This window comes from Verrucosispora sp. WMMD703 (assembly GCF_049178935.1).
Lineage (GTDB): Bacteria > Actinomycetota > Actinomycetes > Mycobacteriales > Micromonosporaceae > Micromonospora > Micromonospora sediminimaris.
In genome coordinates this window covers 2,235,181-2,260,771 of the sequence record NZ_JBMHMM010000004.1, presented here as the reverse complement: position 1 = coordinate 2,260,771, position 25,591 = coordinate 2,235,181, and the positions used below count along the sequence as shown (strand labels likewise).

Genomic DNA, 25,591 nt, shown 5'->3' with positions numbered 1-25,591 from the left:
GCCGGTCGCCTCCCGGCGCGGGCGCAGTCCCGCCGGGGGCGACCCCCAGCCGCCACCTACCCGCCGGTAACCTGTGGTCGTGAACGTGGTGGAGTACCAGCAGGAGTTCGTCCAGGTCGACGGTGCCCGGCTCGGCATCCAGGTCTACCCGGAGCCCGTCGGCGTGGCCGACGCCCCGGTGGTGCTGATCGCGCCGGCGATGGGAGTCCGGGCCCGGTACTACCGACCGTTCGCCGCCGCGCTGCGCGCCGCCGGGCTCGCCGTGGTCGTGGCGGACCTGCGCGGCACCGGCGAGAGCACGCCGCGGCCGAGCCGCACCTGCCGGTACGGCTACACCGAACTGGCCGCCGACATCGGAGCGGTACGGGCGGCGCTCAAGCCCCGGCTGGACGGCCGGCGGACCCTGCTGCTGGGGCACTCCCTCGGCGGTCAGGCCGCCGTGCTGCACCTGGCCCTGCACGGCGAGCACGAGGTGGACGGGCTGGCCCTGATCGCGGTCGGCATCCCCTACTGGCGTGACTTCACCGGCCCCCGACGGTACGGGATACTGCCGTACACCCAGGGCGTCGCGGCCACCGCCAGGTTGCTCGGCGTCTGGCCCGGATGGGGTTTCGGTGGCCGGCAGGCACGCGGGGTGATCCGCGACTGGGCGCACACGGCCCGCACCGGACGTTTTCCCGAGCTGGAGGGGGTGGACACGGAGGCGGCGGTACGCCGGATCCGCACCCCGGTGCTGGCGATCAGCGTCGACGGCGACCAGTACACCCCGCATCCCACGCTGGACCGGCTCTGCGCCAAGCTCACCGCAGCTCCCGTCGAGCGTGAGCGCTACGGCGCGCCGGGTACCGACCTGGACCACTTCACCTGGGTACGTGCCGGCGGGCCGCTGGCCGCGCGGGTGGCCGACTTCGTCACCACCCTGCCCGCCCGCTGACCCGCCCAGCGGCGGGCCGGGACGCCGGACAGCCGGTCAAGCCGACGGGCTGGCCGAACCGCGTCGGCGAAGCCGGAACAGCAGCCGGGCCACGGCCATCGGCAGCAGGTGCAGCACCACCACCAGCGTGGCCGTCAGCGTCGCGTACTGACCCACGGAGAGCCCGGCCAGGGCCAGCACCAGCCCGGCGCAGGCCACGGTGACCAGCGCGTGGCCTGCGATCCGTAGCGCGATCCGTCCGGGCGACGGGTCCAGCTCGGGCTCGGCGGATCGTCGCAGCGCCGCGCCGACCACCGCCGCGACCGCGGTCAGGCCGGCGAACTGCAAGGCCCAGAGGGCGACCCGGCCGACACCGGCCTCGTCGGTCACCGACGGCGCGACGAGGGTGGCCAGCGCGAACACGACGAAGGTCGGTGGCCAGCTGAGAACGAACGCGCCCGACGCCGCCAGCGCGATCCGGCGGGGCAGGCTCGGCTGCGGGCGTACCTCCTGCTCGATGCGGGTCATCACCTCGCCGGGGGCCCACACGAGTTGGTGTTCCGAGCCCGCTTCGGGTGCCGGAGTTGCCATGCGGCGAGCCTAATCGGACCGGTCAATGCGATCTGTTGGGGCGGAGCCGCGAGGCGACCGCCGCGCCGGCGACCCAGCCGGCACGATATGACCTGCGTCACTCGACGGCACAGCGGCCAGGGCCGCGGTGTCCTGAGAGCGGACCCTGACGCGAAGGAGACCCCGTGACCTGCCGAGGAGGTACCGGAACCCGCACGGAGGAAAGGTCGAGACAGTGAGTGATCGCGCCACCGACCCGGCGACCGCGACCTTTGTCGCCCACCGCAACCTGCTGTTCACCGTCGCGTACGAGCTGCTCGGGTCGGCCGCCGACGCCGAGGACGTCCTCCAGGAGACCTGGCTGCGGTGGGTCGACGTCGACCTGGGACGGGTCCGCGACCAGCGTGCCTACCTGGTCCGGATCACCACCCGGCAGGCCCTCAACCGGCTGCGCACGATGCGCCGCCGCAAGGAGGCGTATGTGGGGTCGTGGCTGCCCGAGCCGCTGCTCACCGCGCCGGACGTGGCTGACGACGTCGAACTCGCCGAGAGCGTCTCGATGGCGCTGATGCTCGTCCTTGAGACGCTGTCGCCGACCGAACGGGCCGTGTTCGTGCTGCGCGACGCGTTCGACGTCAGCTACGACGAGATCGCCGCCGCGGTCGGCCGCAGCCCCGCCGCGGTGCGGCAGATCGCGCACCGGGCCCGCCAGCACGTCAACGCCCGCCGTCCCCGCGACGTGGTCTCCCCCCGCGAGACCCGGGCGGCGTTGGAGTCGTTCCAGCGCGCGGTCGAGACCGGCGATCTCCAGGCGCTGCTCGACGTGCTCGCCCCCGAGGTCGTCCTGGTCGCCGACGGCGGCGGCGTGCGGCAGGCCGTGCCGAACCCGATCGTCGGCGCGGACAAGGTGGCCCGCATGATCGTCGGTGGTCTCCGCAAGGTGCCGGGCCGGCTGACCGCAGCCGCCACGTCGCTCAACGGCAGCCCCGCCCTCGTCGTGCAGCTGGACGGTGAGCTCGACGGCGTGATGGCGGTCCGGGTCGGGAAGACGGGCATCGCCGGCCTGTACTACGTGCGCAACCCGGAGAAGCTGACCCGGGTCGCAGCCGAGACCCGACTCGCCCGACGCTGAACGCCGACCGACGCAGGCACGTCGCCCGAGGTCACAGCGATTAGCCCCACCGAAGGTGGGTAAGCCGCTGCGCCCGATACGGCGGAAGGGGACCAGATGTCTGACAGCCACACCGCACTTCGTTCGATGCACGACCTGGGCCTGGCGGCCTGGTTCGGCGGCTCCCTGATGGGTGCCTTCGGCGTCAACGGTGCCGCGGCCCGGATGGGCGACTCGACCCAACGACTCTCGGTGGCGTCGACCGGTTGGAACCGGTGGACGCCGGTCAACGCGGCGGCCATCGGTGCCCACCTCGCCGGGGCGGTCGGCGAGCTGGTGACCGAGAGCCCACGCATGGTCGCCCAGGCCGGCGTCGGCCGGGCCAGCACCGTGAAGACCGCGCTGACCGTGAGCGCCCTGGCGGTGACCGGGTACAGCCGACTGCTCGGCATGCGGCTGGCCAAGGCCGGACAGCCGTCGGTCGAGGGGGTCACCGAGCCGAACCAGCAGACCCCGGCGAACGTGGCGTCCTGCCAGCGCCAGTTGAAGATGCTGCAATGGGCGATTCCGGCACTGACCGGTGCCCTGATCGTGGTCACCGCCTACATGGGTGAGCAGCAGAAGCCGGGCCAGGTCCTACGCGGCATGCTCGGCCGCGTGGGTGGCATGGGGCACACGTCGAAGATGATGGGCAAGGGTGCCGGCGGGATGGCGGCGGCCAAGGCGATCCGACAGATGACGATGTCCGGCCGCTGACGGCTGAACCACACGAACGCCAGCGCACCCATGTGCCGGGTGCCGGTGTCACGTAGACCGGCGACCGGGCACCGATCAGCGAGGTGGCGATGACGGACAGGGACAGGCACGACCGGGCACCCGAGGGTGTCGCACCCTGGGGGACCACCGACGGCTTCGACGCGGATCCGCCGTGGGGTGCCGGTGCGGACTCCCCGATGGACGAGGGCAGCGAGGAGACCGCCGTGCCCGAGGGACGACGCGGTGAACGACGCGCGGCCGGCCCCCTCACCGGTGATACGACGGAACGGCCCGCCGGGCGGCACGGGTTCGGCTCGGTGGAGCCGACCCGTACGCCGGTGGCCGGGCCCGGGGCACCGCCGGACCCCGCGCCGTCGCGGCGCAGCTTCCCGGACGACGCCGCCGACGGGGATCTGCCGGACAACGCGCTGGAGGAGGCGACCGGGATGCACCCGGAGGGGACCTGGCGCGGGTGAGTGCCGCCGCACTGTCCGGTCAGGACCGTACGGCCCGCCGGTCGGCCCCGTCGAGCAGGCCGGCGAGCCGTTCCGCGTCGCGCTGGGCCTGACCGGCGCAGCAGTTGTTGAACAGCACGTGCAGTTCGTCGGCCTGCCCGGCGAGGTCGACCAGTAGCTCGGACCAGCGGCGCAGTTCCTCGTCGCCGTACGCGTACCGGAACCGGTCCTCCTTGTCACCGCTGGTCCAGGCGCTGCTGTGGCCGTGGAACCGGATCATCGCCAGGTCGGCGGTGGCGACCGGGATCGGCGGCACCGAGTCCGGATGCCCCTGCGGCATGTCCACGCAGCAGAAGGTCAGCTCCTGGTCACGTAGGAAGGCCAACGTCTCCAGCGCCGCCGTCCCGTCGAACCAGGAGGCGTGCCGCAACTCGACGGCCACCCGCCACGGCCGGCAGCGTGACGCCAGCTCCGTGATCCGTCGCCGGGCCGCCTCGCCACGGGCCAGCCACGGCGGAAACTGCAACAGCACCGCGCCGAGCCGGCCGGCCGCCGCGATCGGCGTCAGCGCCGCCCGGAACCGGCTCCACAACTCGTCGTACGCGGCCGTCGGCAGGTCGCGCCGGCGGATCCGGGTCGGTCCGCCGGTCGGTCGCAGATCGGCGGGCAGGGTGGCGATCGGGGTCGGGTGACCGGTGAAGAGGCTGAACGCCTTGACGTTGAAGGTGAACCCCTCGGGTGTGGCGTCGACCCAGCCCTGCGCGGTCTCCGGCGCGGGCACCGCGTAGTACGACGTGTCCACCTCGACCAGCCCGAACCGCTCGGCGTAGTGGCCCAGCCGACCGGCCGGGGTGTTCGCCTGGCGCGGGTACCAGCCGGAACGCACAAGCGTCCGGTCCGCCCACGAGGACGTGCCCACCTTGATGACACCCATGTAGTTCAGTGGACCGCCGAACGGGCCGATCGGCAACCGCTGGGCGGTGACCGCCCGAGGAGAGGGCGCGCGGTCGCCGAGGTGGTTTGAGTCGACGTCCGTCGGGGAGCCTCGGTTCGGGCGTCACGACGACGGGAGACAGGGATGCGTGCTCTGCGGCTGCCCGCCTGGAAGACGGAGCCGGAACTGGTCGAGGTCGACGAACCGACACCCGGCCCGGGCCAGGTGGTGGTGCGGATCGGGGCCGCCGGCGCCTGCCACTCCGACCTGCACCTGATGCACGACTTCGAGGCCGGCGGCCTGCCCTGGAATCCGCCGTTCACGCTCGGCCACGAGAACGCGGGCTGGGTGCACCGGCTCGGCTCCGGGGTGACCGGGCTGGAGGTGGGCCAGCCGGTCGCGGTCTACGGGCCGTGGGGTTGCGGTCGCTGCGCCCGGTGCCGGGTCGGTGTCGACAACTACTGCGAGAACCCGGCCGCCGCGCCGGTGCCGGGCGGAGGTGGTGGCCTCGGTCTGGACGGTGGCATGGCCGAGTACGAGTTGGTGCCGGATGCCCGGCACGTGCTGCCGCTGCCCGAGGGGCTCGACCCGGTCGACGCCGCACCCCTGACCGACGCGGGGCTCACCCCGTACCACGCGATTCGCCGGTCCTGGCCGAAGCTGCCTCCGGGCAGCACCGCGCTGGTGATCGGCGTCGGTGGGCTGGGGCACGTCGGCGTGCAGGTCCTCAAGGCGACCACCGCCGCCCGGGTCGTCGCGGTGGACACCCGGGAGGAGGCGCTGCGGCTCGCCGAGGAGTGCGGTGCCGACGTGACGATGCAATCGGCCGAAGGCACCGCCGAGGAGATCCGCAGGGTCACCGGCGGTCGGGGTGCCGACGTGGTGCTCGACTTCGTCGGCGCCGATGCCACGCTGAAGCTGGGCGTCGCCGCCGCCCGGACCGTGGGTGACCTGAGCATCGTGGGGCTCGGCGGCGGCTCGCTGTCGGTCGGCTTCTTCTCCGTGCCGTACGAGGTCAGTATCCAGACCACCTACTGGGGCAGCCGCCCGGAGCTGCTGGAGGTGCTCGATCTGGGTGCGCGCGGGCTGGTGCGGCCGAAAACCACCACGTTCAGCCTGGACGAGGCGATGAGCGCGTACCGGATGATGCAGGACGGCACGCTTGAAGGTCGAGCCGTCATCGTGCCGTGAGCCGCCCGGACGGCGCGTTCCTCGGACTCCACCCTAGAGTGATCATGTGGTCGCCGCGTTGGAGCTGTACCTGGACACCGTCGCCACCCGGCGGATCCGGGTGCTGTGGGACGCCCTCGAGGCCGAGGGGGTGCAGAGCATGCGCTCCTTGCTGGAGCAGCGGCACCGGCCCCACGTCTCGCTCGCGGTCGCGCCGCGCTTCGATCCGGAGCAGGTCACCGCAGCGCTGGCCGGCACCACGGTGGCGGCACCACTGCGGTTGTCGTTCCAGCACGCCGGTCAGTTCGTCGGCCGGGTGCTGTGGTTGGGTCCGGTACCCACCTCGGAGCTGCTGGCGCACCACCGGCGGGTGCACGACCTGCTCGTCGCGGGCGGGGTGACGATTGTGGAGCACTACCGGCCGGGCCGGTGGGTGCCGCACTGCACGCTGTCCATGCGGGTGCCGAACGCGCTGATGGCCACCGCCGTACGCCGCTGCCTCGAAATGCTCCCCCTGGAGGCCACCGTCGTCGCCGCCGCCCTCACCGACCACGCCCGCAACATCTCCCACCCCCTCCCCTGACCACCCCACCCTGCCCCCCGCATCGTTGATCATCAGTTTGGCGGCAGAGTCGATCTCGAAGCCGCCGCTGACCCATGATCAGCAGGTAAAGCTGTCAGGAGGGGTCGGGGCGGCCGTGGCGCCAGTAGCCCATGAAGGCCACCGCGCGGCGGTCCAGGCCGCGCTCGCTGACCAGGTGTCGGCGGAGGGTACGGATGACGCCGGCCTCCCCGGCCAGCCAGGCGTAGAGCGGGGCCGTCGGGGGCGCCTCGGGCACCTCCCAGAGGATCTCGTGGTCCACGTTCACCTCGTCGACCAGCTGCGGCCCGCGCTCATCGGGCGAGGCGCCGGCGAGCAGGTCTCCGGCGACCGCGGCGACGGCGGCGACGAGGCGGCTGCCGTATCCACCGGAACCCCGGGGCAGCCAGGTCACCTCGACACCGGGCGGCGTGATCAGCGGCAGTGCGTCACCGGCTTCAGGGACTTCCAGCAGCACCCGGCCGCGCGCGTCCAGCGGTAGCCGTTCGCAGATGCCGCTGATCGCCGGCACCGCCGTCTCGTCCCCGGCCAGCAGCAGGCGCCCGGTCGACGGGGGCCGGAACTCGACCCCGCCGTGGTCGCCGCCGTACGCCGAGTCGGGGCCCACGATCGCGATCGAGTCGCCGGGGCGGACCCGGCGGGCCCACCGGGTGGCCGGTCCACCGTCGCCGTGCAGCACCAGGTCGACGTCGACCTCGCTCAGGTACGGCCGGACCGCGCGCACCGTGTACGTCCGGATCGGGTTGCGCTCGTGATCCGGCAGGGTCCGCCACCGCGCGTACCAGTCCGGCCCCTGTGGAAGGTGGACGCCGGCCTGGCCGGGCAGCGGCAACGCCAGCTTGATCCGCTGGTCGTACCCGTTGTCGGCGAAGCGGTCCAGGTCGGGACCGGTGAAGGTGACCCGGACGAAGGACGGGCTGAGCCGACGTACCGCGCGGACCTCGACGGCGAACAGCCGCCAGGGCGCGATGGGCAGAGTGTGGGTCATGGTGCCTCTCCGGGTCGGGTCGGTGCGCTTACCGGGGTGGGGCGGCGGCGCGGGAACGCCACAGCAGCCAGACGAAGTAGGGGGTGCCGATCATGGCGGTGACCAGCCCGGCGGGAATCTGGGCCGGAGCGATCACGGTGCGGCCGAGGGTGTCGGCGAGGCTGACCAGGGCCGCGCCGAGGAGGGCGGCGACCGGGAGTACCCGGGTGTGCCGGCCGCCGACGAGAGCCCGGGCCGCGTGCGGTGCGACCAGGCCGACGAAGCCGATCACGCCGACGGCGGAGACCGCCGTCGAGGTGAGCAGGGCCGCCGCACCGAGCGCAACCAGTCGGGTGCGTTCCAGCCGGACGCCGAGCACCCGTGGGGTGTCGTCGTCGAGCGTCATCAGGTCCAGCTCGCGGCGGGCGGCCACCACGGCCGGGGTGAGCACCAGCAGGGCTATCGCCACCGGCAGCACCTGGGTCGCGGTGCGGCCGTAGGTGGAGCCGGAGAGCCAGGTGAGGGCCTTGCCGGTGTTCCACGGGTCGAACGCCACGATCATGAAGGTGATCATGGCCATGCCGCCCTGCCAGGCACCGAAGCCGATCAGGACCAGCCGGTCGGAGCTGAGGCCGCCCCGCCAGGCCGCGCCGTACACCAGGGCGAAGGCCAGCATGGCGCCGAGCCCGGCAACCCCGGAGACGGCCCAGACGCCGGCCAGCGGCACGAAGGTGAGCAGCGAGACCGCGCCCAGTCCGGCACCGGCGGTGATGCCGAGGATGCCGGGCTCGGCCAGCGGGTTGCGGCAGACCGCCTGCACGGTGGTGCCGGCGACCGCCAGGGCCGCGCCGGCCAGCATCGCGGCGGCGACGCGCGGCCACCGCTGGTCCAGCACGAAGGTGTACGCCGGCCCGGTGCTGCCGTTGACCCAGTTGACGATGTCGCCGAGCAGCAGCCAGGTGTCCCCGGCGAGCATGCCGAGCAGCACCGCCCCGGCGGTGACGGTGGCGGCGACCGCCACCACGGTGCGGTGGAAGGCCGCGGAGCGTACGGCGGCGTGACCGCCGGCTGGGCGACGGGTGGGGCCGGCGTCGCGGTGCCGGCGGGCCAGCCAGATCAGGATTCCCGCGCCGAACAGGGTGGTCACCACGCCGGTGGGAATGTCGACGCCGGCCTGACCACCCATCAGCGCCCGCAGCAGCACGTCGGAGCCGAGGACGATGATGACGCCGGCCATACCGGACAGCGGCAGCAGGATCCGGTGCCGGTGGACGCCGGGCACCAGCGGGCCGAGCAGCCGGACGATCACCGGTGCGCAGAGGCCGACGAAACCGACCGGGCCGGTGAGGGTGACCGCTGCGGCGGACAGCAGCACCGCCAGCACGGTGACGATCAGCCGGGTCCGGCGTACGTCGATGCCGAGCACGGTGGCGGTGTCATCGCCGAGGGCGAGGATGTCGAGGCGGTGGCCGAACAGCATCAACGCCGCCACGGCGGCCACGATCACGGGAGCGAGTTGGGTGAGGGTGTCCAGGTCGCTCTGCACCAGGGAGCCGTTGCCCCAGGCGAACAGGCCGATGGTGGCCTGCTCGAACAGCAGGAGCAGCAGCATGGTCACCGAGCTGAGCGCCAGCGCGGTGGCCGAGCCGGCGAGGATCAGCCGGGTGGTGCCGGCCTGACCGCCGGACGACATCGCCATCACCAGGCCGGCGGCGGCGAGGCCACCGCAGAAGGCCAGGCCACCGGCGGGCAGCGCGGGCAGTGCGATGCCGAACGCGGCGACCGAGACGATGGCCAGGTGTGCCCCGGCGTTGACGGCGAGGGTGTCCGGGGACGCGAGGGGGTTGCGGGCGATCGACTGGAGCGCCGCACCGGCGAAGCCGAGGGCGACGCCGATGGTCAGCCCGGCGAGCAGCCGGGGCACCCGGGACGCGACGAGCACCCGGGCGGTCTCGTCGTCCCCGCCGGTCAGCAGGCGGAGCAGGTCGAGCGCACCCACGGCGGAGGTGCCCTGGGTCAGGTGCACCGCCACGACCGCCAGCAGCAGCGCGGTGGCGGCGACGAAGATCCCGACGACGCGGGGAGTGGAGGGGCGCTCGGCCGGAGCCGGCTGGACAGCCGGCTCCGGACGCGGGGGCGCGGACAGCGTGGTCACACCGCGTAGGTGCTGACGAGCTGGTCGATGTACTGCTTGCCGGAGAGCGGCCCGCCGAAGGTCCAGATGCCGTCGGGCATCCGGTGCAGGTTGCCCTGCTCGACGAAGGGCAGCGACTTCCAGATGGCGTTGCTGTTCAGCCCGTCGGCGAAGACGTCGACGCCGTCCGAGGCGTTGTAGAAGAAGTGCAGGTCCGGGCTCTTGAGCACGGTCAGGCCCTCGACGTCGGTCTGGCCCAGGCCCCAGGCCGGGTCGGTCTCGCCGGTCCAGGCGTTCGTCAGGCCGAGCTGGATGCCGATCTGGGAGACCAGGGCGCCCTCGCCGAACATCCGGATGCTGACCGTGCTGCCTTCCTTCCAGCCGTCGGCGATGGCGAACGGCTTGCCGGCCGCACCGGCGTCGGCGATCTTCTTCTTGCCGTCGGCGATGGCGGCGTCGAAGTCGGCGAGCAGCTTCTCCGCCTCGGCGGTCTTGCCGACCGCGGTGGCGATCATGTTCAGGTCGGCCCGCATCCGGCCGAGGTTGTCCGAGGCGTCGCTGCCCTTGGTCACGATGACCGGGACGTACTTCTCCAGCTGCGTGATCACGTTGGCGCCGCGGTCGTCCTCCATGACCACGAGGTCTGGTTGCAGCGCCACGATGGAGTCGATGCTCGGCTCACCGCGCGTGCCCACGTCCTTGACGCCCGCGTCGAGCTTGGCGGCGCTGACCCAGGTCGCGTACCCCTTGGGGTCGGCGACGCCGACCGGCATGACGCCGAGGCTGACAAGCATCTCGACCTCGCCCCATTCGAGACCGACCACCTTGGTCGCGGGGGCGTCGAGCTTGACCTCCTTGCCCCGGCTGTCGGTGACGGTGACCGGGCCGCTGGCGGCGGGAGTGGTGGCGGCGGGCTCGGTGGTGTTCTCGGTGGTGCCGCAGGCGGCCAGCAGCACTGCGGTGGCGGCGGCCACCAGGGCGGTTACACGGGTACGGGACATGATGTTCTTTCTCGGGTGGGTGTCGTGAACGGTCTGTGCTCAGACCGGGATTCGGGCCAGGTGTCGGCCCACGGGACGGGTCGTCACCAGCCCGCTGAGCGGGTCGGTGCTGACCTCGATCCGGATGCCGTAGGTCTCGGTCAGGTCGTGTTCGGTGAAGACCTCGGCCGGGGTGCCGGTGGCGCGGACCCGGCCACCGTGCAGCAGGACCACCTCGTCGGCCACCGCGGCGGCCTGGTTGAGGTCGTGCAGCACGACGCCGACCGCGACGCCGTGATCGTCGGCGAGGTCACGCATCAGATCGAGAATCCCGACCTGGTAGCGCAGGTCGAGGAAGGTGGTGGGCTCGTCGAGCAGCAGCACCGGGGTGTCCTGGGCCAGGCAGGTGGCCAGCCAGACCCGCTGGAGTTCGCCGCCGGAGAGTTCGTCCACGGGCCGGCCGGCCATGGCGTTGACGCCGGTGACCTCCATCGCGCGGGCGATGGCGGCCGGGCCGTCCGGGTCGTCCGCGCGCCACCGGCCCCGGTAGGGGTGGCGGCCGTAGCCGACGACATCGCGGACGGTGACGCCGTTGGGGATCGGCCGGCTCTGGGCGAGCAGGGTGACCCGGCGGGCGTACTCCTTGGCGGGCAGACCCGCCGCGGCGATGCCGTCGGCGAAGAGCACCGTGCCGCTGTCGAGCGGATGCAGCCGGGCCAACGCCCGCAGCAGGGTGGACTTGCCGCTGCCGTTGGGGCCGACGAGCGCGGTCACGGTGCCGGGACGCAGGGTGATCGCAGCGCCGTGCACCACCGTGGTGCCGTGGTAGCCCAGGCGCAGGTCGACACCGCGTAGGCTCTGCTCGGCGTCGTTCGTCATCAGTCCGCTCGACATGCGGTTAGGCTAACCTAACCTAAGTACGTGTCAAGACGCGGGTCTGTTTCACTTTCATCGCCCCACCAGCCCCTCTCGACGCCGGTGAGCAGGGTCGATACGTCACGCCGCGTCGCCGGCCGGTCCCCTGGCGTGTAACCGGGACAAGCAGCCACGTGCGATCGGCGGGACGCCGATGCCGGACCACCCGTCAGACGGCGCGAAATCCGTACCGGGGTGGGAGGACAGAGCAGCCGGAGCAGCGGTAACGTTGCGCGTCATCCGCCGCCGGCCCGCCGGCGTGGCGCTCTTCGATCCTCTGGAGGATGGGGCATGTCCATCGGCGAGGAGCCGTTCGCAGTCCGCGACGACCTGGCCTCGCGGCCGAATTTCGAGGTCGCCCTGCGCGGGTTCGACAAACGGCAGGTCGAGCGCTACGTCGAGCAGATGGACGGCCGGCTCGCCGCCATCTCGGCGGAACGGGACCGGGCCACCGCACACGTACGGGAGCTGAGCGGAAAGCTCCAGGCGGTGCAGAGCGAGATGGCCGAGCTGCGGCAGCGACCGGCGCAAGTGGACAAGGCCACCTTCCAGGACGTGGGTCCGATGGTCGGCCAGATCCTGGACCTGGCCGAGAAGCAGGCCGCGGCGATCATCGACACGCACACCCAGCGGGCCACCAAACTCCAGGCGGAGGCGGAGAAGACGCTCGCCAACGCGCGGGAACGCACCGTCAAGGCGCTGGCCGACCTGGAAGAGGAACTGGCGGCCCGGCGGGCCGAGCACGAGAAGACGTACGAGGAGTTGCGGGCGACGGCCGACGCGGAACTGGCCGAGACCCGTGAGCGGGCCGACAAGCTGCGCGCCGACGGGGAGGCCGCACACGAGCGTGCCCAGCAGGAGGCGCAGCGGATCGGCGAGCAGTGCCGACAGCAGGTCGAGCAGGCCCGCTCGGCGGCGGAGGCGCTGACCACCTCGGCGCGTACCCAGATCCACCAGGAGATCCAGGCGGCCCGGTCGAAGAGCCAGCAGGAGCTGGCGCAGTGGCGGGCCACGGTCGAGGAGGAGCTGGCCGAGCGACGGGCCACGGCCGAGGAGGACCTGACCGAGCAGCGGGCCGCTGTCGAGCGTGAGCTGGCCGCGCAACGCACCGCCGCCGAGCAGCGGGTCAGCTCGATGATCGCCGACGCCCAGCAGTACTCGGCGGAGATCCGCAAGCGCGCCGACGAGCAGGCGGCCGAGGTGCGCAAGCTCAGCGACGAGCAGGCCGCGGCGGCCGAGGAACAGTTGCACGCGGTCCAGCTTGAGGTCGGGGAGCAGCGTCAGGCACTGGCCCAGCTGCACGAGCAGCTGGACGACGCCGAGCAGCAGCTCGACGAGGCTCGCCGCGCCAAGGACGCCACCGAGGCCGAGCTGAACCGGCTGCGGCAGCTGCTGGAGGAGACCAGCCACGAGCTCGTGGCGGAGCGTCAGCGACTGGACGAGGTGCGCCGGGCGGCCGAGGCCGCCGAGCGGCACGCCAAGGAGACCCGGGCCCGGGTGCAGCGGGAGGCCAAGCGGGTCGCCGATCTGGCGGCCGCGGCGGTGATGGCGGCTGCGGCCGGTGGCGGCGAGACCGCCGAGTACCCGATGGTGGCCGCCCGACTGGGGGTTTCCCGGACCGGTGGCGACGCGGCCACGGCGGGCGGTGGCGAGGTGACCCCGGCGGCCGATGCTCAGGCCGAGGGGGCGACCGCCGCTGCCGAGGAGGACGCCGAGCAGGCCGGGTTGGGCTCGGAGCGGACGGCGGCCGACCCCGCCGCCCCGGCAGGCCAGGAGCGCAACGGAGCCGCGACCGGCCGGCCGGGCAACCCGCAGCCAGGCTCGGGCAAAGTAGGTGGCGGACCTGAGCACGGCACCCGCCCGCTGGTGGATCCGGTGGCTCGCGCGGCGGCTGCGGTGGCGGCAGGCGGGCCGGGCGGCATCGACTGGTTCGCCGGCCAGCCGGCGAACCAGCAGTCCGACCAGGCCGAGCCGGCGGCACCCGCCGCGAACGACACCGACCGGGCACCCGAGCCGGCGGCGAACTGATCGGGCCACCCGAGCGGTGCCGCGTGCCGACCGGCCTGTCCGCACAAGCCCGCCGGAGGCGACCTGAGCCCGTCCGCCGGTCGACGACCGGCGGACGGTTCCTCATCACGGCCGGCGGGGCAGCCAGCCGAGGAAGCGGTTACGCGCCCGGGCCAGCGGTAGCCCGGGTAGATCCCGGGCGGCAGCCAGCAGACAGGAGCCCAGGTAGACCGCGAGCGCGGCGCGGGCACCGCCGAACTCCGCGAGCAGTTGGCTCTGCTTGACCGCGCACGGCCACTCCTGCCCGCAACCGGTGCAGGTCCAGCTCGGCGGCGAGGGCAGATGCTCCGGCGGCTTGGCCGAGCGGTAACGGACGGAGGCGCTGTTTCCTCGGCCGACCCGGCTGGCGGGCCGGGGTGGATCGCCAGGCACAGAATGTCGATGAGTGAACAGTTCCCGTCGCGCCAGTCCGAGCGCCCCGCCCACCCGGACCAGCGCGTCCGGACCCGGACGGTAGCCGACCAGGGCACCCAGCAGGTGGTGACCCAGCAGGTCGAAGGCGTCCGGCCCGAGGGCGAGGTCGCGGCAGAGCGCGATCAGCCGCGTCGGCGCCACCACCCGCTGCGCCACCAGGGCGCAGCGCAACACGTCCCGCAGGGCACCGCCCAGATCGGACGTGCGGGATCCCACGATGCCGGTCAGGTCTGTCTCGCCGGCGATCCGCCGGCGTGCCTCAGCCGTCGCCAGTCGGACGATGTCAGTCGGATCCTTGGTCTCCAACACCCCACCCCTTCACCCGTTGGTCGATCAGCTACCCCTCGTTCGACACCCTTCGCATGATCATGGCCACGGAGGGTTGTCGGCTAGCCCGGTGCGCGCACGCCGGACCGTGCCGATTAGCCCAAAAACGAAAACTCCCCTGACATCGACAACGAGCGAGATCTACCGGGCGCGACGGATGCGCCACGAAAACTTCATGGGAGTCCTTCCTTTGTGGATACCATCGATGGGAATCCTGGCTCTGCATGTCCTATCGCTCTCCGGATCCACCACGTCTCGCCGGGGCATCGTCCCGGCGTGCCGAAGCGCCCTCCGTCCAGGTCGATGGAGACGTATTGAAGACGAAGGTTCCGATTGCCCACCGGTTCGACAGCCGCGACCCGGAGACGATCCGCGACTTCCTGGCGTACGCCTACCGCTCCAAGGTCGCCCTCCGCGCGGCCCCCGGCGTCCACTACCGGTTCCGCCACCACCGGGTCGACGCGGGCTCGTTCTGGTTGGAGTCGTTGGCACAGTCCACCCAGCTCGATATCGATGTCGAACCGCCCGCCGCGCTGGTGATCTGCGAGGTCCTCAACGGACGCGTCGACCGCTCAAGCGCCGGTGCGTACGGCCGGTACAGCCCGGGCGACGTCTTCCTGGCCACCCTCCCCGACCTTCCCTGCTCGCTGCGCTGGCTGCCGGGCCGGGTCAGCGTCTGCCTGCTCGACCTCGCCGTGCTGGACCGGGTGACCGGCACCGCGTCCGCCGGGCGGGTGAGGGCGGTCCAGTTCGGCGGTCTGTCCCCCGCCTCCCCGGCCCTGGCCGGACTGTGGCGGCACACCACGAGCTACCTCAACCACGTCGTCCTGGGCAACCCGTACGCGTACCGCGAGCCGCTGGTCATCGCCAACGCGGCCCGGATGCTGGCCGCCTCGGCCCTGGCGGTCTTCCCCAACTCCACCGCACGCTGGCCACAGGCCATCGACCGGCGGGCCGCTACCACCGCCACGCTGCGCCGCGCCACGGCCTTCATCGAGGAGTACGCCGACCGCGACATCGGCGCAGCCGACATCGCCGCCGCCGCCCAGGTCTCGCTGCGGACCCTGCAACTGGCGTTCCGCCGGCACCTCGACACCACCCCGATGGCGCACCTGCGCCGGGTCCGGCTCGACCGCGCCCACCGTGACCTTGTGCAGGCCGACCCCCGCCAGGAGACCGTCTCCGCGATCGCCTCCCGGTGGGGGTTCCTCAGCCACAGCCGGTTCACCGCGCGTTACCACGCCACCTACGGAATTCCACCCAGCCGCACCCTGCACGCCTGACGCCTACCCTGGCCGACCGCCCGCGGTGGGCCACCGTCCGCACGATGGCCACTCCACCTCATCGGTGCCAGAATCGCACCATGCGGGGTACGCTCGTCGGCCGCGACGGGGTGTTCGACCAGGCCTGGCGCGCACTACGCGAGCCGGGGTCGGTGCTGTTGGAAGGCCCGGCCGGCATCGGCAAGACCACGTTGCTCCGGGAACTGGTCACCGAGGCGACGCGGGCCGGCTGGTCGGTGCTGACCTGTGCGCCGACCGAGTGCGAGACCGAGCTGCCCTTCGCCGCCCTCGCCGACCTGCTCCGTCCGCTGGCGGACCTGGTGGTGGAGTTGCCGCGCCCACAGCGCGTCGCGGCCGAGATGGTGCTGCTCACCCGGGACAGCGACGAGACCGTCGACGAGCGGGTGGTCGGTGCCGCCACCCGCTCGCTGCTGGAGGCCGTGCTTGCCGCCGGCCGGCCGGTGCTGGTCGCCGTGGACGACTCACCATGGCTGGACAGGCCGAGCGAACGAGCACTGCGGTTCGCGCTGCGCCGGGTCGCTCCCGGGCTGTCCACCCTGGTCAGTTGCCGCACCGACAACACGCCGACGATGCGGATCGCGCCGCTCGGGCTCGACTCCGGTCCCGGCAGGCTGACCCGGCTGCCACTGGCTCCGCTGGGCGTGGGGGCCCTGCACCACCTCCTGCGCGAGCGGGTCGGTGCCACCCTGAGTCGTTCGCTGCTCGCCCGAATCGCCCGGGAGGCTGCCGGCAACCCACTGGTCGCCATCGAGGTGACCCGCGCGGTGCAGCGCCTGCCGCAGCCACCGGAGCCGGCACAGGATCTACCGGTGGCCTCGTCCATGCATCAACTCCTCGGAGAGGTGCTCGCCCGGCTCCCGGCCCGCTGCCGGGACGCCGTACGGCTGGCCGCCCTGCTCGGCGTACCGCTGCTTCGGGACCTGGCCGCGACGGGGATCTCCCCCGCCGCGTTCGACGCCGCGGAGGAGGCCGGTCTGCTGGTGGTCGGGGCGGTGCGGGTGGAGTTCGCCCATCCGGTCTACGCGGCCGCGGTCCGCGCCGGCATCCCACCCGGCGTCCGGCGCGGCCTGCACCGCCGGCTCGCCGAGGTGGTGACCGATCCGGACGAACGCGTCCGGCACCTGGCCCTGTGCACCACCACGGCGGACCCGGTGGTCGCCGACGCCCTCGCCGCGGCTGCCGCCCGGCAACACGCGCGGGGCGCGCCGGAGGCCGCCGCGAACCTGTACGAGTCGGCGGCGCGGCTCACGCCCGCCGACGATGTGGCCAGCCGAGGCCAGCGGCTGCTGGCGGCGGCCCGTTGCCGCTTCGGGTGCGGCGACCACCCCGGCGCACGCGTCGCCGCCGAGGCGGTGGCCGCCGAGTTCGGCGGCGACGTCCGCGCGGAAGCGCTGCTGCTGCGCGCGGTGGTCGCCTGGAGCGCCGACGAGTCCGGCGGCACGGCGGTCGAGGCAGCCGGCCGGGCACTGGCGGCAACCCGTCCGGATTCCCCGCTGGCCGGCCGGATCCACGCCCACCTGGCGCTCTTCGTCGACCTGCCGGATCCGGCGCGGGCCCATGCCGAGGCAGCCATCGCCCTGCTCACCGGTCCCGGCGGAGACCGCACGCTGCTCGCCGCGGCGCTGCTGCACCTGTTCTTCAACGAGGTACGGGCCGGCGAACCACCCCGCATCGAACTGCTCGACCGGGCGCTGGAGATGGAGGGACCGGAGCCGTCGTGGCTCGCCGGCACGATCCCGGCGATCTGGTGGAAGTCGATCGACGATCCGGCCCAGGCCCGACGACGGCTGGGCAGCCTGCTGGACCTGGCGGCCGCTCGGGGAGATGAACCCTCGCAGTACGACCTGCTCAAACACCTCGGCGAGACCGAGCTGCTCGCGGGGCGGTGGTCGACTGCCGAACGGCACATCGCGGCGGCCCGCGAGCTCGGTGAGCTGCTGGGCACCGAGGCGACCGCGGAAATCTGGCTGGCCGGGCTGCTCGACGCCCTCCGCGGCCGACTCGACGTGGCGCAGCGGGTGGCCGAGGCGGGGCTCCGACTGGCCGAGCAGCTCGACGACGACTGGTGCCGGCGGATCCACCTGCAACTGGCAGCGTTCGTGGCGCTCTGCGCCGGCCGGACGGCCGACGCCGCAGCCGGGTACGGCCGACTCGCCGCGACGGTCGACCGGATGGGTCTGGCCGAGCCGCTCGCACAGCGCTTCGAGACCGACTGGATCGAGGCCTGCGTGGGTGCCGGCGACCTGGTCACGGCGCGCGACGCCCTGGCCCGGCTGGCGGAACGTCACCGGCGGTTGCCCCGCCCCTGGACGCTGCTGGGGCTGGCGCGCAGCCGCGCCCTGCTGGACAGTGCCAGTGGCGTCGACCCCTCGGCTGCCCTGGATGACCTCGCCGCCGCGCGTGCCGCCGTGCCGCCGGAGGTCCTGCCGCTGGATCGGGCCAGGTGTCTGCTGGTCGAGGGCATGGTGCACCGCCGGTCCCGCCGCAAGCGGCCGGCCCGGGAGGCACTGGCCGCCGCGGCGGTCGAGTTCGACGCCCTGGGCGCGACGGTGTTCGCCGAGCGAGCCCGGGCCGAGGCCGCCCGGCTCGGTGGGCGCCCGCCCGCTCCGTCGGACCTCACCGCCACGGAGGAGCGGGTCGCCCGGCTCGCCGCGCAGGGACGGACCAGCCGGGCCATCGCCGACGAGCTGTTCGTCAGCCCGAAGACCGTCGAGACGAACCTGTCGCGGGTCTACCGCAAGCTGGGCATCTCCCGCCGGGCGGAACTGGGTGCCGCGCTGGCGCGGGTGGGCGGACCCGACGAACGGCTACACCGGCCGGCGGCGACCGTCGGCGCGCCGACCGGCGCCGCCAAAGGCTAGGGAAACGCCGGATTCCTCGACGGTCGTGTGGTCGTAGCGTCGAGACGTCACTACCGGCGGACCGGCTTCGGGTGGACCGGTGCCGGCTGCCGGCACCGGTCCAGCCGTGCCGTGCGAGCGGCGGTCGTCCGTTCCGGGTGTGGTCGAACAGCCCGGCCCGGGGCGGCCGGGCGTCAGAAGGGAACCGAACCTGTGCGTCGACTGATCCTGCCCGCAGTGCTCGCGGCCGCGCTCGCGCTGACCGGCTGCGACAGCGCCGAACCTGCGCCGCCAGCGGCTGGCCCCGGCGCGGATGTGGAGACCGACCTGGACGTGCCCGCCGACGGCGCGGGCACCGAGGCCCAGATCTCCGAGTTGATCGGCCAGTCCATGGTCGACGACGGCAACTGCAGCTTCGGCGACGGCAAGGGGGTGGCAGCGTTGTCCGTGACGACCGCCTCCCAGTTGGCCGGCGAGACGACCTACGACTATCAGCGCCAGCAGGCCGAGCAGACCTACCAGACGGTGACGGATCTCGACGGGGACGGCAAGGGCTACCTGGCGGTCAAGGACATCGGCGCCGAGGCGGTGCTCGTCGGCGGCGCTGGCAGCTTCACCGTGACGTTGAGCAGCTTCGAGCGCCTCGGCGCGCAGCCCGACGGCTACGAGCAGGCGCTGCGCCGGCTGCTCGACGCCCTCCCCCGGTGACACCACGCCCCCCGAGGAGACGACCGTGAGGTACCTCAAGCTCGCCGCGACGGCCGTCGCCGTCGCCGCACTCACCGCCTGCGGCGGCAACGCCGAACCCGCCGCCGCGCCACCGCCACCGACCGAGGTGGCTGAGCCGGCACCGGCCGTCGAGTCGACCGAGCCGACGGCCGAGGCGCCGCCTGTCGACGCCTGCGCCCTGGTACCCAAGGAGGACGCCGAGAAACTGGCGGGCACCCGCCTGGAGGATCCGGTGCCGGTCCGTGAGACCTGCACGTACAGCGGGCCGGTCTCGGGTCCGTTGGCGCAGGTGGAGGTCTACGTGGGCGACGGAGCCAAGAAGATCCTCGACGTCGACCGCGATCTCGACCACGAGTTCGAGACGCTGTCCGGGATCGGGGACGAGGCGTACCTGGAGGACGGCGCGGTCTTCGTGCACGCCGCCGGGGTGTGGGTGGCCATCCGACTGGTCCGGCTGGACGACCCGGCCAAGTACCACAAGCCGCTTACCGAGTTGGCCCGGACGGTCGCCGGGCGGCTCTGAGAGGACGTCTGAGCCCGGCCGGGGCCGGTCACGCCGCCTTCCGCTCGACGGGCGACTTCTCGCTCGCCCGACGCTGCGCTTCGAAGCGACGCCGGATCACGGCGACCGCCTCCTCCTCGTGGCAGCCGAGGCTGCGCAACAGGTCGGTGGCGACGGTACGGATCTGGGCCACCACCACACTGCCGGAGAAGCCGACCCCCTCGTCGTACGCCTCGGCGGCCCGGTCGACCGCCTTGAGGATCAACTGCTCGGACCGGTTCGTGTGGTGCCCGCTCTCCGCCTCGACCTGCAACAGCGCCAGGGCGTCGCCGAAGTAGTGCACAGCGGCCGCCAGCCCGGCCGGGATCGGTTCCTCGTCCCGGACCGCGGTGGCCGCCCGGCGCAGCATCTCCTGACCACCCCCGACGGCCAGGTCGAGGTAGCGCGTACCACGTTCGTAGTGCTCGAACTCGCCCCGTCGGTGCCAGCGGGCCGGCGACACCGCCACCGCCTCCCGTGCGCCGGAAACAGCGTCGTTGAGCAGGGCCAGTTGGGGGCTCAGGCCGTACAAGCCGTCCCGGGCGGCGGCCACCACCGCGGCGTCGCCCTGGGACATCCCGTCCGCGGCGTTGTGCAGGTGTTCGATCAGGTCGGAGAAGAGGGGGCGGGCGGCCCGTTGGATGATGCGCACCGGGTTGACCGGCAGCACGGCCACCACCACCACGGCCGAGATCGCGCCGATGACCGCGTCGATGACCCGCGGCACCTCCAGTCCCCGCTGGATCGGCGAGAGGGTGGCGATCAGCACCGCCGTACCGCCGGCCTGGGTGACGACCGCGCCGCCCCGGCTCATGGTCAGCGCGAGCAGGATGGCCAGGGTGACCACGGTGCCGATCTGCCAGGGACCGGTGCCGATCACCATGATCAGGGCGTCACCCACCAGCAGGCCGGCCAGCACGCCGACCAGTAGCTCGACGGTACGACGGGTCCGTCGGCCGATCGCAGCGGCGACGGTGCCGACGGCGGCACTGGGGGCGAACACCGGCGACGGGTGGTTCAGCAGCTCGTGCGCCAGCGTCCAGGCGATCGCGGCGGCCACGCCCGCCTGAACGGCGAGGATCGCGTACAACTCCAGGCTCCGGCGTCGCTCCCGCCAGCCGATGCGTTGGCTGAGGCTCCCGACCGTGCTGGCGACCCCGGCCTGGACCCGGCCGCCGGCACGATGCGCCCAGCCGCTGTCGTCCTCCCCCGCCGCCACGCCGCCGACTACCCCACCGGGCCCCGCTCATTCTCCGCTTGGCGACGCTTCCTTCCCGCGGGCATCCGCCGAACCGTTCGAGGCGGTATCCCCACCGTCTCGGTACGCCGGACCGGAATACGCCATCCCTGGTGCACCTTTCTCACCTGGGCAGAGAGCCTTCATATCGCGCTGCATCGATTGACAAAGTTGATGATCCCAACTTATGGTGCGAGCCGGCCGGATGTTTCCGGTGGCCCGGCGACGCCCGGCCAGCCACCCCGTTGACACCATCACCACGCGAGGAGCGTCATGGCTGGGCTGAAGGGCACACTACGCAGGACACGTTGGCGATTCGGCCTCGTCGCCAGCGGCGTCGCCGCACTACTGGCCGGGGCCGGCCTGATCACCGCCGGCACCGCGCACGCGGCGGCCGGATGCCGGGTGGCGTACTCCGCCCCCAGCCAGTGGCCGGGCGGGTTCACCGCCAACGTCGCCGTGACGAACCTCGGCGACCCGCTCAACGGCTGGCGGCTGACCTGGACCTTCCCCTCGGGGCAGCGGGTCACGCAGGCATGGAACGCCACGGTCACCTCGTCCGGCAACGATGTCACCGCCAGCAACGTCAGCTACAACGCCGCGCTGGGCACCAACCAGACCGCGTCGTTCGGCTTCAACGGCTCGTGGTCCGGCAGCAACACGGCGCCGACCACGTTCGCCCTCAACGGCGTCACCTGCACCGGTAGCGTCGGCACCACCCCGCCACCGACCACCACCCCGCCGCCGAGCACGCCACCGCCGAGCACCCCGCCGCCGACCAGCCCGCCGCCGGCCGGCGACCCGATGGCCTACGTGGCGGCGATGCAGCCCGGCTGGAACCTCGGCAACACCTTCGACGCGGTCGGCGCCGACGAGACCGCGTGGGGCAACCCGCGCGTCACCGAGGCGCAGCTCGACGCCATCCGGGCCCAGGGCTTCAACAGCATCCGGATCCCGGTGACCTGGAGCAACCACCACGGCCCCGCGCCCTCGTACACCATCGACGCGGCCTGGCTGAACCGAATCAAGGAGGTCGTCGGCTGGGCCCTGGACGACGGCTTCTACGTGATGATCAACCTGCACCACGACTCGTGGCAGTGGATCCACGAGATGCCGACGAACCGGACCACGGTGCTCAACCGCTACAACGCGCTGTGGACCCAGATCGCCGCCGCGTTCCGGGACCACTCGCCGAGGCTGCACTTCGAGAGCGTCAACGAGCCGCAGTTCGCCAACAGCTCCGGCGACGCCCAGAACGCGGAGCTGCTGCACGAGCTGAACGTGAACTTCCACCGGATCGTGCGCGCCTCGGGCGGCACCAACGCCACCCGGATGCTGGTCCTGCCGACCCTGCACACCTCGTCCGAACAGGCTCGGATCAACGAGTTGACCACGACGATCAACCAGCTCGACGACCGCAACCTGATCGCCACCGTGCACTTCTACGGCTACTGGCCGTTCAGCGTCAACGTCGCCGGTGGCACCCGCTTCGACGCCACGACGCAGCAGGATCTGACCGACTCGTTCGACCGGGTGCACAACGCCTTCGTGACCCGCAACATCCCGGTCGTCATCGGCGAGTACGGGCTGCTCGGCTTCGACCGGCACACCGGCACCATCCAGCAGGGCGAGAAGCTCAAGTTCTTCGAGTTCCTCGGGCACTACGCGCGATCCAAGCGGCTCACCACCCAGCTCTGGGACAACGGTCAGCACTTCGACCGGGTCGCCTTCCAGTGGAAGGACCCGGAGCTGTGGGCCCAGATCAGGTCGAGCTGGACGACCCGTTCCGGCACCGCGTCGTCCGACCAGGTGTACGTGCCGCGTACCGGCTCGATCACCGCGAAGTCGCTGACCCTCAACCTGAACGGCACCACCTTCTCCGGGTTGCGCCACGGCAGCACGAACCTGACGCAGGGCACCGACTACACGGTCTCCGGCAACCAGCTCACCATCACCGCGAGCGCGCTGACCCGGTTGGTAGGCAACCGGGCGTACGGGGTCAACGCCAGCCTCCAGGCCCGCTTCTCGGCCGGTGTGCCCTGGCGGATAGACGTGATCACCTACGACACCCCCGTCCTGTCCAGCGCCACCGGAACGACAGCCGCCTTCGCCATTCCGACCCAGTTCCGCGGCGACCAGCTCGCCACCATGGAGGCGAGGTACGCCGACGGCAGCAACGCCGGCCCGCACGACTGGACGTCGTTCAAGGAGTTCGACGTGGCCTTCAGCCCTGACTACCCGGGCAACCGGATCACGTTGACCGACACCTTCTTCGGCGAGGTCCGCGACGGGGCAGCGGTCACCCTCACCTTCCACTTCTGGAGCGGTGCCCAGGTGACCTACCGCGTCACCCGGTCCGGCAGCACCGTCACCGGCGTCACCGGCTGAACCAGCCGCGCCACCGGCCGCCCACCGGGTGGCCGGTGGCGCGCAGCGGTCATCATGGGTTCATGATCCGATTCCTGCTGAACGTGCTCTGGCTCATCTTCGGTGGTGGCCTCGTGCTGGCAATCGGCTACGGTATCGCCGCCCTTATCTGCTTCGTGCTCGTCGTCACCATCCCGTTCGGGGTGGCGTCGTTGCGGCTGGCGTCGTACTCGCTGTGGCCCTTCGGCCGGACCCTCGCACCGAAGCCCGGTGTCGGGGTGGCTTCGGGTCTCGCCAACATCATCTGGGTGTTGCTGGCCGGTTGGTGGCTGGCGCTCTCGCACATCGTCGCCGGCGTCGGCCTCTGCCTGACCATCATCGGGATCCCGTTCGGCGTGGCCAACTTCAAGCTCGTCCCGGCGGCGATCTGGCCGTTGGGGCAGGAGGTCGTACCCGCCCCATGAGAGCCGAAGGCGTGTTTCCGACGAATGACCTGACTGGTCGGGTGGCTGTCGTCACCGGGGCCAACCACGGCATCGGCGCGGCCACCGCCGTCACGCTGGCCCGGTTGGGCGCAGCGGTGCTGGTCAGCTACCTACGGTTGGACGACCCACCGGACCCGGGCATCCCCGACGCGTACCGACGCAAGCGGGCGGGCGACGCGACCGAGGTGGTCGAGCGCGTCCGCGCCGTCGGCGGCCGGGTGCTGCCGGTCGAGGCGGACCTGGCGGACCCGGCCGTCCCGGCCCGGCTGTTCGACATCGCCGAGCGCGAGCTGGGCACCGTCGACATCCTGGTGAACAATGCCAGCGGCTGGCTGGCCGACACGTTCAAGCCCACCGCCGTCGACCGGCACGGCCGGTCGTTGCGGCCGGTGAGCGCCGAATCCTTCGACACGCAGTTCGCTGTGGACGCACGCGCGGGCGCCCTGCTGATCGCCGAGTTCGCCCGCCGCAACGTCGCCGCGCGACGCGGCTGGGGGCGCGTCATCAGCCTCACTTCCGGCGGCAGTGACGGGTTCCCCGAGGAGGTCTCCTACGGCGCCGCCAAGGCGGCACTTGTCAACTACACCATGGCCGCGGCGCACGAACTCGCGCCGTTCGGCATCACCGCCAACGCCGTGCACCCGCCGGTCACCGACACCGGCTGGGTCAGCGAGGAGGTACGCGCCGCCGTCGCCGACGACCCGCACCTGCTGCGGGTGGCCGAGCCCGAGGAGGTCGCCGAGGTGATCGCCTTCCTCGCCGGGGAGAGCGGGCGGCTGGTCACCGGTAACGTGATCCAACTGCGCTGACCGGCTCACCAGTGGGCGCCGCCGCAGACGCCTTCGGCATCCCGCGGCTCGACCTGCAAGGTGGCGTGCTCGATGCGGAAGCGGTCGTGCAACATCTGGCGGGCGGCGGCCAGCACCGGGGCCAGGTCCGCACCGGTGTCCAGGGTGAGGTGTGCCGAAGCCACCTCCATCCCCGAGGTCAGGGTCCACACGTGCAGATCGTGCACGTCGGCGACACCGTCGAGCCCACGCAGGCCGTCGCGCACCTCGGCGACGTCCACGTGCGGCGGCGCGGCCTGCACCAGCACCCGCAGCGCAGCCCGGGCGAGCCGGTAGGTGCGGGGCAGGATGAACAGGCCCACCCCGACGGCGACGATCGGGTCCGCGTACCACCAGCCGGTCAGCGCGATCACCCCGGCCGCGACCAGCACGCCCACCGAGGCGAGCAGGTCACCGAGAACCTCCAGGTAGGCGCCGCGCACGTTGAGGCTCTCCGTCGACCCGGCGCGCAGCAGCAGGAAGGCGACCACGTTGGCGACCAGCCCGCCGACGGCCACCGCCAGCATCGGGCCGACCAGCACCTCCGGCGGGTCGTCGAACCGCCGGAGCGCCTCCACCAGCACGTAGAGGGCCACCCCGGAGAGCAGCACCGCGTTGGCCAGCGCCGCCAGGACCTCCATCCGGTACAGGCCGAAGGTGCGCTGACCGTCCCGGGAGGCCCGGCTCGCGGCGGTGATCGCCGCGAGCGCCATGCCGATGCCCAGCACGTCGGTGAACATGTGCCCGGCGTCCGACAGCAGGGCCAGGGAGCCGGTCACCCAGGCGCCGACCGCCTCCACCAGCATGAAGATCGCCAACAGGGCGAAGGCCGCCCACAGTCGCCCGCGGTGCTTCTCCCCCGCCCGGGCAACCTGCTGCCCGTGATCGTGCCCGGCACCCACCCCGCGCCCCCTCTCGCCGCCGCCAACATATGCGTATATCGCAAT

The 25,591-nt window shown here is 72.6% G+C and carries 23 protein-coding genes; 14 read left to right on the top strand and 9 right to left on the bottom strand.

From position 1 onward, the window contains the following. Window positions 1-88 precede the first annotated feature (88 nt). Window positions 89-934, top strand: coding sequence for an alpha/beta fold hydrolase (locus ACN26Z_RS10930; RefSeq protein ID WP_421464610.1), 846 nt, complete (start codon window positions 89-91; stop codon window positions 932-934). Window positions 935-970: 36 nt separating this feature from the next. Here ACN26Z_RS10930 and ACN26Z_RS10925 read toward each other — a convergent pair whose 3' ends face one another. Continuing rightward, window positions 971-1,504 carry a hypothetical protein gene (locus ACN26Z_RS10925; RefSeq protein ID WP_421460975.1) on the bottom strand — a complete coding sequence of 178 codons (534 nt, stop codon included), beginning with the start codon at window positions 1,502-1,504 and terminating at the stop codon, window positions 971-973. Window positions 1,505-1,718: 214 nt separating this feature from the next. Between ACN26Z_RS10925 and ACN26Z_RS10920 the strand changes: the two genes are divergently transcribed. The 3 genes from ACN26Z_RS10920 to ACN26Z_RS10910 all read left to right on the top strand — a co-directional run bounded on the left by ACN26Z_RS10920 (window position 1,719) and on the right by ACN26Z_RS10910 (window position 3,826). After that, window positions 1,719-2,615 (top strand): RNA polymerase sigma-70 factor, encoded by an 897-nt coding sequence (locus ACN26Z_RS10920; protein ID WP_282239331.1) that lies wholly within the window; start codon window positions 1,719-1,721, stop codon window positions 2,613-2,615. A 96-nt stretch (window positions 2,616-2,711) separates the two neighbouring features. Continuing rightward, window positions 2,712-3,350 carry a hypothetical protein gene (locus ACN26Z_RS10915; protein WP_282239332.1) on the top strand — a complete coding sequence of 213 codons (639 nt, stop codon included), beginning with the start codon at window positions 2,712-2,714 and terminating at the stop codon, window positions 3,348-3,350. Between the two features lie 89 nt (window positions 3,351-3,439). Then, window positions 3,440-3,826, top strand: a complete 387-nt coding sequence (locus tag ACN26Z_RS10910; protein WP_421460971.1) for a hypothetical protein — start codon at window positions 3,440-3,442, stop codon at window positions 3,824-3,826. 19 nt (window positions 3,827-3,845) lie between these two features. On the opposite strand, the gene ACN26Z_RS10905 is transcribed toward ACN26Z_RS10910, so the two are convergent. Next, window positions 3,846-4,739 (bottom strand): DUF72 domain-containing protein, encoded by an 894-nt coding sequence (locus ACN26Z_RS10905; RefSeq protein ID WP_421460969.1) that lies wholly within the window; start codon window positions 4,737-4,739, stop codon window positions 3,846-3,848. Window positions 4,740-4,883: 144 nt separating this feature from the next. Here ACN26Z_RS10905 and ACN26Z_RS10900 point away from each other — a divergent pair, with 144 nt between their 5' ends. Beyond that, window positions 4,884-5,930, top strand: a complete 1,047-nt coding sequence (locus ACN26Z_RS10900; RefSeq protein ID WP_093403085.1) for an NAD(P)-dependent alcohol dehydrogenase — start codon at window positions 4,884-4,886, stop codon at window positions 5,928-5,930. Between the two features lie 46 nt (window positions 5,931-5,976). Further along, window positions 5,977-6,492: a 2'-5' RNA ligase family protein gene (locus ACN26Z_RS10895; RefSeq protein WP_421460965.1), complete on the top strand. Its 516-nt coding sequence runs from the start codon at window positions 5,977-5,979 to the stop codon at window positions 6,490-6,492. A 94-nt stretch (window positions 6,493-6,586) separates the two neighbouring features. Here the strand turns inward: ACN26Z_RS10895 and ACN26Z_RS10890 are convergent, their stop codons facing one another. Genes ACN26Z_RS10890 through ACN26Z_RS10875 form a run of 4 tightly spaced genes read right to left on the bottom strand, consistent with a single transcriptional unit; the run spans window position 6,587 to window position 11,485 of the window. Next, the gene (locus ACN26Z_RS10890; protein WP_421460963.1) at window positions 6,587-7,498 is read right to left on the bottom strand and encodes a siderophore-interacting protein; all 912 of its coding nucleotides are present in this window, start codon (window positions 7,496-7,498) and stop codon (window positions 6,587-6,589) included. A gap of 28 nt (window positions 7,499-7,526) precedes the next feature. Next, window positions 7,527-9,623 carry an iron ABC transporter permease gene (locus ACN26Z_RS10885; protein WP_421464608.1) on the bottom strand — a complete coding sequence of 699 codons (2,097 nt, stop codon included), beginning with the start codon at window positions 9,621-9,623 and terminating at the stop codon, window positions 7,527-7,529. Between the two features lie 5 nt (window positions 9,624-9,628). Then, on the bottom strand, window positions 9,629-10,612 hold the full coding sequence (locus ACN26Z_RS10880; protein ID WP_093403081.1) for an ABC transporter substrate-binding protein: 984 nt from the start codon (window positions 10,610-10,612) through the stop codon (window positions 9,629-9,631). A 39-nt stretch (window positions 10,613-10,651) separates the two neighbouring features. Beyond that, window positions 10,652-11,485 (bottom strand): ABC transporter ATP-binding protein, encoded by an 834-nt coding sequence (locus tag ACN26Z_RS10875; protein WP_421460961.1) that lies wholly within the window; start codon window positions 11,483-11,485, stop codon window positions 10,652-10,654. Between the two features lie 312 nt (window positions 11,486-11,797). On the opposite strand from ACN26Z_RS10875, the gene ACN26Z_RS10870 reads away from it, so the two are divergent. After that, window positions 11,798-13,534: a hypothetical protein gene (locus ACN26Z_RS10870; RefSeq protein WP_421460959.1), complete on the top strand. Its 1,737-nt coding sequence runs from the start codon at window positions 11,798-11,800 to the stop codon at window positions 13,532-13,534. A gap of 105 nt (window positions 13,535-13,639) precedes the next feature. On the opposite strand, the gene ACN26Z_RS10865 is transcribed toward ACN26Z_RS10870, so the two are convergent. After that, complete coding sequence (locus ACN26Z_RS10865; protein WP_282239339.1) at window positions 13,640-14,296, bottom strand: hypothetical protein; 657 nt, start codon at window positions 14,294-14,296, stop codon at window positions 13,640-13,642. Between the two features lie 332 nt (window positions 14,297-14,628). Here ACN26Z_RS10865 and ACN26Z_RS10860 point away from each other — a divergent pair, with 332 nt between their 5' ends. The 4 genes from ACN26Z_RS10860 to ACN26Z_RS10845 all read left to right on the top strand — a co-directional run bounded on the left by ACN26Z_RS10860 (window position 14,629) and on the right by ACN26Z_RS10845 (window position 19,710). After that, on the top strand, window positions 14,629-15,597 hold the full coding sequence (locus ACN26Z_RS10860) for an AraC family transcriptional regulator (protein ID WP_421460957.1): 969 nt from the start codon (window positions 14,629-14,631) through the stop codon (window positions 15,595-15,597). An 80-nt stretch (window positions 15,598-15,677) separates the two neighbouring features. After that, entirely contained in the window at window positions 15,678-18,479 is a 2,802-nt protein-coding gene (locus ACN26Z_RS10855; RefSeq protein ID WP_421460956.1) for an AAA family ATPase, read from the top strand. A gap of 192 nt (window positions 18,480-18,671) precedes the next feature. After that, window positions 18,672-19,166, top strand: coding sequence for a hypothetical protein (locus ACN26Z_RS10850; RefSeq protein ID WP_421460955.1), 495 nt, complete (start codon window positions 18,672-18,674; stop codon window positions 19,164-19,166). Window positions 19,167-19,191: 25 nt separating this feature from the next. Then, a complete protein-coding gene (locus ACN26Z_RS10845) occupies window positions 19,192-19,710 on the top strand; it encodes a hypothetical protein (protein ID WP_421460953.1) in 519 nt (172 codons plus the stop codon). A gap of 28 nt (window positions 19,711-19,738) precedes the next feature. On the opposite strand, the gene ACN26Z_RS10840 is transcribed toward ACN26Z_RS10845, so the two are convergent. After that, window positions 19,739-20,947: an FUSC family protein gene (locus ACN26Z_RS10840; RefSeq protein WP_421460951.1), complete on the bottom strand. Its 1,209-nt coding sequence runs from the start codon at window positions 20,945-20,947 to the stop codon at window positions 19,739-19,741. Between the two features lie 291 nt (window positions 20,948-21,238). Between ACN26Z_RS10840 and ACN26Z_RS10835 the strand changes: the two genes are divergently transcribed. The 3 genes from ACN26Z_RS10835 to ACN26Z_RS10825 all read left to right on the top strand — a co-directional run bounded on the left by ACN26Z_RS10835 (window position 21,239) and on the right by ACN26Z_RS10825 (window position 24,626). Beyond that, window positions 21,239-23,353: a cellulase family glycosylhydrolase gene (locus ACN26Z_RS10835; protein WP_421460949.1), complete on the top strand. Its 2,115-nt coding sequence runs from the start codon at window positions 21,239-21,241 to the stop codon at window positions 23,351-23,353. A gap of 62 nt (window positions 23,354-23,415) precedes the next feature. Further along, window positions 23,416-23,796, top strand: a complete 381-nt coding sequence (locus ACN26Z_RS10830; protein ID WP_093403068.1) for a YccF domain-containing protein — start codon at window positions 23,416-23,418, stop codon at window positions 23,794-23,796. Between the two features lie 41 nt (window positions 23,797-23,837). After that, on the top strand, window positions 23,838-24,626 hold the full coding sequence (locus ACN26Z_RS10825) for an SDR family NAD(P)-dependent oxidoreductase (protein ID WP_421460948.1): 789 nt from the start codon (window positions 23,838-23,840) through the stop codon (window positions 24,624-24,626). A gap of 5 nt (window positions 24,627-24,631) precedes the next feature. Here ACN26Z_RS10825 and ACN26Z_RS10820 read toward each other — a convergent pair whose 3' ends face one another. Next, window positions 24,632-25,546, bottom strand: a complete 915-nt coding sequence (locus ACN26Z_RS10820) for a cation diffusion facilitator family transporter (protein ID WP_421460946.1) — start codon at window positions 25,544-25,546, stop codon at window positions 24,632-24,634. Between the last annotated feature and the right edge of the window lie 45 nt (window positions 25,547-25,591).